Source organism: Shewanella sp. 11B5 (genome assembly GCF_002836795.1).
Taxonomy (GTDB): domain Bacteria; phylum Pseudomonadota; class Gammaproteobacteria; order Enterobacterales; family Shewanellaceae; genus Shewanella; species Shewanella frigidimarina.
The window spans coordinates 1-9,459 of the sequence record NZ_PJAP01000239.1 but is presented as its reverse complement, the minus strand read 5'-3'; the positions used below and the strand labels follow the sequence as shown (position 1 = coordinate 9,459).

The window sequence follows — 9,459 nt, the reverse complement described above, 5'->3', positions numbered from 1 at the left end:
AACGCACTAAAGAACTCAGCCAGGCTTATGAAAAAGTCAAAAAAGAAATAACTGAGCGCGTTAAAGCCGAAAAATTACAAAAAGCTTTATTCGAAATTGCCGATCTATCTGCATCAAATGTACTCCAACAAGACTTCTATTTACGACTTCACACTATTATGAGTCAATTAATACCGGCTGATAACTGCTTTATCTCATTGATAAACGATAACAATATGTTGTCATTTCCTTTTTATGTTTCGCAGATGACAACCGAATATCCAGCCTCTCGTCCTATGCAGGACGGGCTAACAGAATACATTCTAGAACATAAGTTGCCTCGGCTCTTATCCTCTAAAGATATCGCTGATATGGTTGCTAATGGCGAAATATACGCAAAATCTCCAGAATTGAACAAAACCGATAGAATGCATCAATGGATAGGCATTCCGCTGATCATTAATGGTGATATTGCTGGTGCGTTAACGATTTATAGCTTGGATGACGCTCATATTTATCAATTGAAAGATCTAGAACTACTGACATTCGTATCCCAGCATATGGCCAACGCTATTGAGCGTAAATTGGCGACTGAGTCGCTCAAAAACAGCCATGAGCAGTTAGAAGATAAGGTGGTTAAACGCACTAAAGCACTCGCTGAACTGAACAACAATCTTCAACAAGAAATCAATCAGCGCCGTAAGATTGAAAATCAGCTCTTACACGATGCTCAGCATGATGGGCTGACTGGTTTACCCAATCGCAGCTATTTAATGGAACGATTATCACAAGCATTAAAACACTTGCGCCGACATGGATTAGATCAGTTTGCATTATTATTTATCGATCTTGATCGGTTCAAAGTGATCAATGATTCTTTTGGTCATCTCGAAGGCGATCGCTTTTTAATTGAAACCGCACAACGTATCAAGTCATGTGTGCGTGAAAACGACACACTAGCAAGAATGGGCGGTGATGAATTTGTTATTTTGCTGGATTCTATTAACGCCACGGAAGATGCTATCGAGGTAAGTGATCGTATTTTACAAGCGTTGTCGATGCCCTATCAGCTCGCTAAACAAGAGTTCATCTCAGGTGCCAGTATCGGAATTGCATTTAGTGGACGCAATAAATTAGTCACCAGTGAGTCACTACTACGCGATGCTGACGCTGCCATGTATCAGGCTAAAGCCAATGGTAAAGGTTGTTATGTTATTTTTGACGACAAACTCAGCGCACAATCTAAGCTACAACATGAATTGGAAATTGATTTTAAAAAGGCCTTAGACCAACAAGAATTTGAAATTAACTACGTTGAAGTGGTCGATTTTACTACTGGTGAAATCATTGCCATTGAACCTCACATTGAGTGGCATCATCCCGAGCAAGGCTTAATTGAACATGGCAAGATGAAGCAGCTTGCCGCACAATACCAGCTCACACTTAATATAGACGGTTATATATTTTCTCACTTAAGTGAGCAATATCAATTTCTTAAATCAAAATATGGACCGTCTGTATACTTACATCTATCCATTAGCAGCCAGCACATCAAAAATAAATTCGTATTACGCAATCTCAAGCAAACCATTAAAAGTAGTCACATCTATCTTGAGAAATTAATATTATTCTTTAACGAAAAAGCACTAGTGCAAGACACTGAAAATCACATCAATGGCTTCGAGCTTATCTCGCAACTGGGCGTGCAAATCGGTATCGATGGCTATGGCACAGGTTACAGCTCACTCAGTTGCCTGAGTTTTTTACCGATTAAGGCATTAAAGCTAGATGATGACATCAGTAAGCATTTACTCAATGACAAACAGTTACAATTAGTCAAAGCTTACCAACTGACGGCACAAACACTTAATTTCGATATGTACGCCACCACAGTAGACACACAACAACAAGTAAGGCAGTTTTTAGAACTTGGCTATGTACGTGGCCAAGGCCGAGCAATCAGTAAATTATTTAACGAAAAAAAAAAGCCACATAAGGCCTGTGCCTAATCAATAAGACCAACCCAATTAGCACTATTTTTTAAACATATCGCGTATGTTGGCGATGTGACTTTTACTGGTTTCGACACGCTGCTCTTCTGTTTGAACAGGCTTACGGTTTTCCCAAATTAAATCATCTTGAGGCAACTCAAGTAAAAAACGGCTCGGCTCACATCGCATCGTTTCACCAAACTGGCGACGTTCACGGCATATTACAAACCACAATTCACGTTGTGCACGGGTAATACCCACGTACGCCAGACGTCGTTCTTCATCAACATTGTCTTCGTCAATACTCGACTGATGCGGCAAAATTCGCTCTTCAACACCCACCATAAATACAAAGGGATATTCCAGTCCTTTAGAGGCATGTAACGTCATTAACTGAACTTGATCGCCACCCTCATCCTCGCTGTTGCGTTCCATCATGTCGCGCAGGGTTAATCGAGTAACCACTTCTGGCAAAGTCATAGGTTCATCTAACTCATCACCTTCGAGCATTTCGGTAACCCAGCGGTATAATTCCGAAATATTCTTCATCCTCATTTCAGCCGCTTTAGCGCTGGTACTCGTTTCGTACAGATAATCTTCGTAATTAATTTTACGAATAAGCTGTTTAATCGCTTCAACAGGCTCACCCCGCGAGGCGACTTCACCGGTATCAACAATAAACTTACCAAACTGATATAAAGAGTTAACCGCTGCTGGCGCTAAATGATGATTGAGTTCAACATCAAAAATAGCTTCAAATAATGATATATGCTTTTGATTGGCAAAATTACCTAAACGCTCCAGCGACGCAGGGCCAATACCACGCTTAGGTAAGTTAACCACCCGCAAAAAAGCATTGTCATCGTCCGGGTTAACCACTAAACGCAAATACCCCATGATATCTTTAATTTCTGCACGAGAGAAAAATGAAGTACCGCCACTAAGCTTATAAGGAATACGGTTGGTCATAAGCGATCGTTCGAGTAAACGAGATTGATGATTACCTCGATATAAAATGGCGTAATCACCAAACTTAGTTCGGCCAACAAACTTATGTCGAATTATCTCCGCCACCACTCGCTCAGCTTCTTGCTCTTCGTTAGCGGCAATTAATACTCTTAATGGCTCACCATAAGCTAACTCACTAAATAACGCTTTGTCGTACACGTGAGGGTTGTTAGCAATCAGAATATTGGCTGCTCGGAGAATTCGTTGGCTTGAACGATAGTTTTGCTCTAATTTGATCAGTTTAAGTCTTGGAAAATCAGTTCCTAATAACACTAGGTTCTGTGGCTTAGCGCCACGCCAAGAGTAAATGGACTGATCATCATCACCTACCACCGTAAAACGTGCACGCTCACCCACCAGTAACTTAACTAACTCATATTGGCTGGTATTGGTATCTTGATACTCATCCACCAGCAAGTACTGAATTTTAGTTTGCCAACGGGTGCGCACTTCTTCATTCATTCGCAACAATAAAGTTGGAATTAAGATTAGGTCATCAAAATCGAGCGCATTATAGGACTTCATATGCTGAGCATACCTAGCATATAACATGGCAAATAATTGGCTTTGCTCGTCTTTTGCCATACTTTTTGCTTGCTGAGGGATCACTAATCCCCCTTTCCAATTCGATATCGCTGTTGCCAAAGATTTAATCAGGTCTTTATCATCATCTAACTCATCTTCGGTCAGTTCTTTTAATAACGCGAAAGTGTCTTGATCATCAAACAATGAAAAACCCGCTTTAAGCCCAAGCACTTTATGTTCGCGCTTAATAATTTCGAGCCCTAATGTATGAAAAGTAGAAATCCATAATCCGCGCGCTTCTTTGCGGCCCATCGACTGAGCAACACGTTCTTTCATTTCTCGGGCGGCTTTGTTGGTAAAGGTTACTGCAGCAATATTGCGAGCTTTATAGCCACATTTTTCAACTAAGTAAGCAATTTTATTAATGATTACACGTGTTTTACCACTCCCCGCGCCAGCGAGCACTAAGCATGGACCCGATACATAATGTACGGCTTCATTTTGCCCTGGATTGAGTTTCATTAATCATTACACCTTGCTTAGCCTTAAACGAAGGCGGATCATAGCAGAATCAACTGGTGACGGTTAACGAAAAATCACAGTTAGGGTTTGGAAAAGCGCTTACCTCGGTTACAATTAAATCAATGTCTCAGTAGGGAATCATCATGATTAATCCAAAGAAAATAGAAGAGCTAGCTAAGCAGCTAAGCGATAACTTACCCAGCGGTGTTAAGCAATTTGCCGGTGAGTTTGAAGAACGCAGCAAGCAGATATTACAAAACCAATTGATGAAACTGGACGTAGTATCGCGCGAAGAGTTTGAGGTGCAGCAACACGTGTTGCTTAAAACTCGCGAAAAGCTTGAAGCATTGCAAGCGCAAGTGAATGAGTTAGAAAAAAAGTTTGCTGAGTAACTAACCTGAACGAGGGATAACGATTGATATTTTTGACTCTATAATCGTTTTTACTCAGTTTACAGACATAAAAAATGACGCTATTTAGCGTCATTTTTTTATATCCACTAAGTTTGTTAACCTCAGTTCTGGTTAAGAGACTCTTCTAGTGCATGTAAGCAAAGGGAGACGTTTTCACGACGGGCACCATAGCCCATTAAGCCGATGCGCCATGCTTTACCCGCTAAAGCGCCTAAGCCTGCACCAATTTCTAAATTATATTCTTCTAATAAATGCTTACGCACTGCAGCGTCATCAACACCATCTGGAATATAAACGGTATTAAGTTGCGGTAAACGAGACGCTTCTTCAACCACAAATTTCAATCCAAGCTTGGTTAATCCATCGCGTAATAACAGATGCATTTTACGGTGTCTTGCCCAGGCATTTTCGAGCCCTTCATTGGCTAACAAACGTAAAGACTCATGTAAGGCATATAATGCATTAACTGGTGCAGTATGATGATAGCTGCGCTTAGCGCCATTGCCATTGCCCCAATAACCCATCACTAAGGTTTGATCTAAAAACCAACTTTGTACCTGGGTGGTACGAGCTTTTAGTTTAGCGACGGCTTTAGGTGAAAATGACACTGGAGATAAACCGGGCACACAAGATAAGCACTTTTGGCTGCCTGAATAAATGGCATCAATGCCCCACTCATCTACCAGCAATTCAACACCACCAAGTGACGTCACCGCATCAACAATACTGATACAGTCATGTAATTGCGCCAAGGTGCATAATGTTTTGGCATCCGACAGCGCACCCGTTGAGGTTTCTGCATGTACAAAGGCTAAAAATTTGGCATCAGGATGTGCGACAAGTGCAGCTTCAACTTTATCTGGGCATACAGGTTCGCCCCATTCATTGTCGACGACTACCGCAACACCGCCAACGCGCTCAACGTTTTGGCGCATGCGCTCACCAAATACCCCATTACGACACACGATTACCTTTTCACCTGGTTCAACTAAATTGACAAAACAGGTTTCCATGCCAGCACTGCCTGGAGCAGATACAGCTAAAGTCATTTCGTTTTTGGTTTGAAAAGCATATTGAATTAAGCTTTTTAGCTCATCCATCATGCCAACAAATAATGGGTCAAGGTGGCCAATAGTCGGCCTTGATTGTGCCGCAAGCACTTCGGGATACACGTCAGATGGGCCAGGACCCATTAAGATTCGGCGCGGTGGCATAAAAGCTTGAATTGTTGGTACGGGTAACATCAAAGTCTCCTTAAAATGAGGTCGAAAATTCATAACTATGTATGAATTTGGAAAAATTTACCCTACATATAAAGCAAACTATACCAATCAGTTGCTGCAAAATACATTAACATCAACTTATTAGTGGTCGTTGGTAATAGTTTCTACAAACCCACGAATATTTTTTCGTTTTAGGCGAACTGACAATACCACATAGAGGCACTAAATCACCTCAGAATGGTAGTCAACCTGAACTCGGGATAAAAAACGCCTCTCAAACAGCCCTTTGTCTTACTAACGGTGTTGAATTAACTTGCAATAGACCCGCTATTGACGCGTCAATTCGCCTTGTTAGTAAAACAAATGACAAGTTTGATAGTGATAAACGTCTAAGTCTATGATCTTTAATATCATATCTTCGTCTCTTACCCCTAGTTCAGGTCAGTTAAAAATGACTTACGATTTTGCTTTAGTGCTATTTAAAAAGAGCTTATATGCCGGACTGTGGGTTTCTTCTTGATAAACGAAACCTAGCTCCGTTAAAAACTGTGCAAACGCCACATCGTCTTTAGCCGGAACTTCAAACCCCGTTAACACCCTACCAAAGGCTGCACCATGGTTACGGTAGTGAAATAAACTGATATTCCATTTACTCTGTAAAGTGGTTAAAAACTTCAATAATGCCCCAGGATGCTCAGGAAATTCAAAACTAAACAAGCGCTCCTCTAGTGGTTCAAGTGGGTGACCGCCGACCATATAACGCACATGTAATTTAGCCGTTTCATCTTGGGATAAATCTTGAACTTCAAAGCCTTCCGACTCAAGTTTAGCAATAATCTCGCTTAGCTCTGCTTGGCCACCGGTAAGACGAATGCCGGCAAACACCACTGCAATGTCACGGCTACTAAAGCGATAGTTAAATTCGGTCATCACACGTTTATCTAATAACTCGCAAAAACGTAAAAAACTGCCGGGTTTTTCAGGGACTTTCACCGCTAAAACCGCTTCTTTTTGCTCCGCTAATTCGCAGCGTTCAGACACATAACGTAAACTATGAAAATTAACATTGGCGCCACTCAAAATAGCCGCTACTTTTTTCGGTGCATCGATAGAGTCACCCTGTTGGGCCATGTATTTTTTAAGCCCTGCAATCGACAAGGATCCTGCAGGTTCAGCTATCGCGCGGGTATCTTCAAATATGTCTTTAACCGCGGCGCAAATTTCATCGGAAGTGACAGTAACCACTTCATCAACGTATTCACGCGCTAAGCGAAATGGCTCTGTACCAATGCGTTTAACCGCTACGCCGTCAGCAAACAAACCGACTTGAGCCAGTGTCACTGGTTCATCGGCTTCTAATGCCGCCTTTAAACATGCTGCATCTTCAGGCTCGACTCCAATGATCCGCACTTGTGGCATGACCGCTTTATAATAAGCCGCAATACCGGCAATTAAGCCACCACCGCCAACGGGCACAAACACGATTTCGATATCCCGTTGCTGCTGGACCATTTCTTGCGCAATAGTGCCTTGCCCCGCAATAACCGCTTCATCATCAAAAGGAGCGATATAAACACGCCCTTCTGTTACCGACAGATTCTTTGCATAGTCATTGGCTTGATCAAACGCCTGCCCATGAAGCACCACATTGCCACCTAAGCGTTTCACAGCATCAATCTTAATATCTGGCGTGGTACTAGGCATTACAATTACGGCATCAATACCGCGACTGGCAGCAGACATCGCTACCCCTTGAGCGTGATTGCCCGCCGATGCACACACCACACCTCTATCACACTCATCTTGAGTCAAGGCAGCTATACGGTTGTAGGCACCACGTATTTTAAATGAATGCACAGGTTGCATATCTTCACGCTTTAGATACACCTGACAACCAAAGCGAGCAGACAATTTATTCATGCTCGACAATGGCGTCACTTTAGCCACATCATAAACAGACGATAGCAAAATTTTCTGTAAATAATAGTGGGCTAAATCTAATTGAGTTTGAGACGCCAAAGCCAACATATTACCCCTCCAGCTTAGTGCGATCGCGTACCGCACCTTTATCTGCACTGGTTGCCAATAATGCATAAGCTTTAAGGGCTAATGACACATAACGCTCACGAGACACCGGCTTCCAACCTAAAGGGCCTTTTGCATCCATGGCTGTGCGACGCTTAGTAAGCTCTGCTTCACTGACATTAAGTTGAATACTACGCTTGGGAATATCAATCGCAATTTGATCGCCATTTTCAATCAGTGCAATAGTGCCACCTGATGCAGCTTCTGGTGATACGTGGCCAATAGACAAACCAGAAGTGCCACCTGAAAAACGACCATCGGTAATTAACGCACACTTAGCGCCTAAACCTCGAGATTTTAAATAGGTTGTTGGATACAGCATTTCTTGCATACCAGGGCCACCTTTAGGGCCTTCGTAGCGAATAACCACCACATCGCCTTCAACCACTTCGCCGCCTAAAATACCAGCAACTGCATCATCTTGGCTTTCATACACGCGGGCACTGCCAACAAAAGTTAAATTAGACTCATCAACCCCTGCCGTCTTCACAATACAGCCATCAACGGCAACGTTACCTGACAATACGGCTAAGCCACCTTCTTGACTAAAGGCAAACTCACGCGAACGAATACAGCCATTTTCACGGTCGTCATCAACACTATCCCAGCGACAATTTTGGCTAAATGCTTTAGTGGTTGGAATACCAGCAGGGCCGGCACTAAAAAAGCGGATTACATCTGGATCGTTAGTTTGTTTAATGTCGTACTTAGCTAAGACTGATTTTAAATCGCCACCATTGTCTGCGGCCACATGCGGTACATCGTTATGGATTAAACCAGCTCTATCTAACTCGCCTAAAATACCCATCACCCCACCAGCACGGTGAACATCTTCCATATGATATTTAGGCGTTGATGGTGCAACCTTACATAGATGAGGCACTAAGCGCGATATGCGATCAATATCCGCCATAGTAAAGTCAATTTCCGCCTCTTGCGCTGCAGCCACTAAATGCAACACTGTATTTGATGAACCGCCCATCGCAACATCGAGTACCATGGCATTTTCAAATGATTTAAATGAAGCAATATTGCGCGGCAATGCCGTTTCATCGTCATGCTTGTAATAACGTTCTGCCAACATCATTACACGGCGACCGGCTTCTAAAAATAATTCACGACGGTCTTCATGAGTCGCTAACATTGAACCGTTACCTGGTAATGACAATCCTAAGGCTTCGGTTAAACAATTCATTGAATTAGCAGTAAACATACCCGAGCACGACCCACAAGTAGGACAAGCACTGCGTTCGATTTGCTTACTGTCTTCGTCACTGACATTAGAGTCTGCACCAGCGATCATGGCATCAACTAAATCAAGCTTAATAATTTGATCGGATAGCTTGGTTTTACCCGCTTCCATTGGCCCACCGGATACAAATACCACCGGAATATTTAACCGTAGCGCCGCCATTAACATGCCAGGAGTAATCTTGTCGCAGTTAGAAATACACACTAATGCATCGGCACAATGCGCATTGACCATGTATTCAACACTGTCTGCAATTAACTCGCGCGACGGTAAGCTATACAGCATGCCGCCATGGCCCATCGCAATACCGTCATCTACGGCAATAGTATTAAATTCTTTGGCAATGCCGCCTGCTTCTTCAATGGCACCTGCAACCAATGATCCCATATTCTTTAAATGCACATGTCCAGGGACAAACTGAGTGAACGAATTGGCAATCGCTATGATAGGTTTACCAAAAT

General features: G+C 42.7%; 6 protein-coding genes. 2 read left to right on the top strand and 4 right to left on the bottom strand.

Going from position 1 to position 9,459, the window contains the following annotated elements; genetic code table 11:
* Nucleotides 1-1,988 (top strand): sensor domain-containing phosphodiesterase (locus tag CXF78_RS02790; RefSeq protein ID WP_102035912.1); only part of this gene is annotated, 1,988 nt, incomplete at its 5' end.
* 24 nt (nt 1,989-2,012) lie between these two features.
* Here CXF78_RS02790 and rep read toward each other — a convergent pair.
* Nucleotides 2,013-4,025: a DNA helicase Rep gene (gene rep / locus CXF78_RS02785; protein ID WP_102035911.1), complete on the bottom strand. Its 2,013-nt coding sequence runs from the start codon at nt 4,023-4,025 to the stop codon at nt 2,013-2,015.
* Nucleotides 4,026-4,168: 143 nt separating this feature from the next.
* Here rep and CXF78_RS02780 point away from each other — a divergent pair, with 143 nt between their 5' ends.
* Nucleotides 4,169-4,417 carry a ubiquinone biosynthesis accessory factor UbiK gene (locus CXF78_RS02780; protein ID WP_059746313.1) on the top strand — a complete coding sequence of 83 codons (249 nt, stop codon included), beginning with the start codon at nt 4,169-4,171 and terminating at the stop codon, nt 4,415-4,417.
* A gap of 122 nt (nt 4,418-4,539) precedes the next feature.
* Here CXF78_RS02780 and CXF78_RS02775 read toward each other — a convergent pair whose 3' ends face one another.
* The 3 genes from CXF78_RS02775 to ilvD form a co-directional block, all read right to left on the bottom strand.
* Entirely contained in the window at nt 4,540-5,682 is a 1,143-nt protein-coding gene (locus CXF78_RS02775; protein WP_011635915.1) for a pyridoxal-phosphate-dependent aminotransferase family protein, read from the bottom strand.
* Nucleotides 5,683-6,117: 435 nt separating this feature from the next.
* Nucleotides 6,118-7,689 (bottom strand): threonine ammonia-lyase, biosynthetic, encoded by a 1,572-nt coding sequence (gene ilvA, locus CXF78_RS02770; RefSeq protein ID WP_102035910.1) that lies wholly within the window; start codon nt 7,687-7,689, stop codon nt 6,118-6,120.
* A 1-nt stretch (nt 7,690) separates the two neighbouring features.
* On the bottom strand, nt 7,691-9,459 hold a 1,769-nt coding region (gene ilvD, locus CXF78_RS02765; RefSeq protein WP_102035909.1), incomplete at its 5' end, for a dihydroxy-acid dehydratase.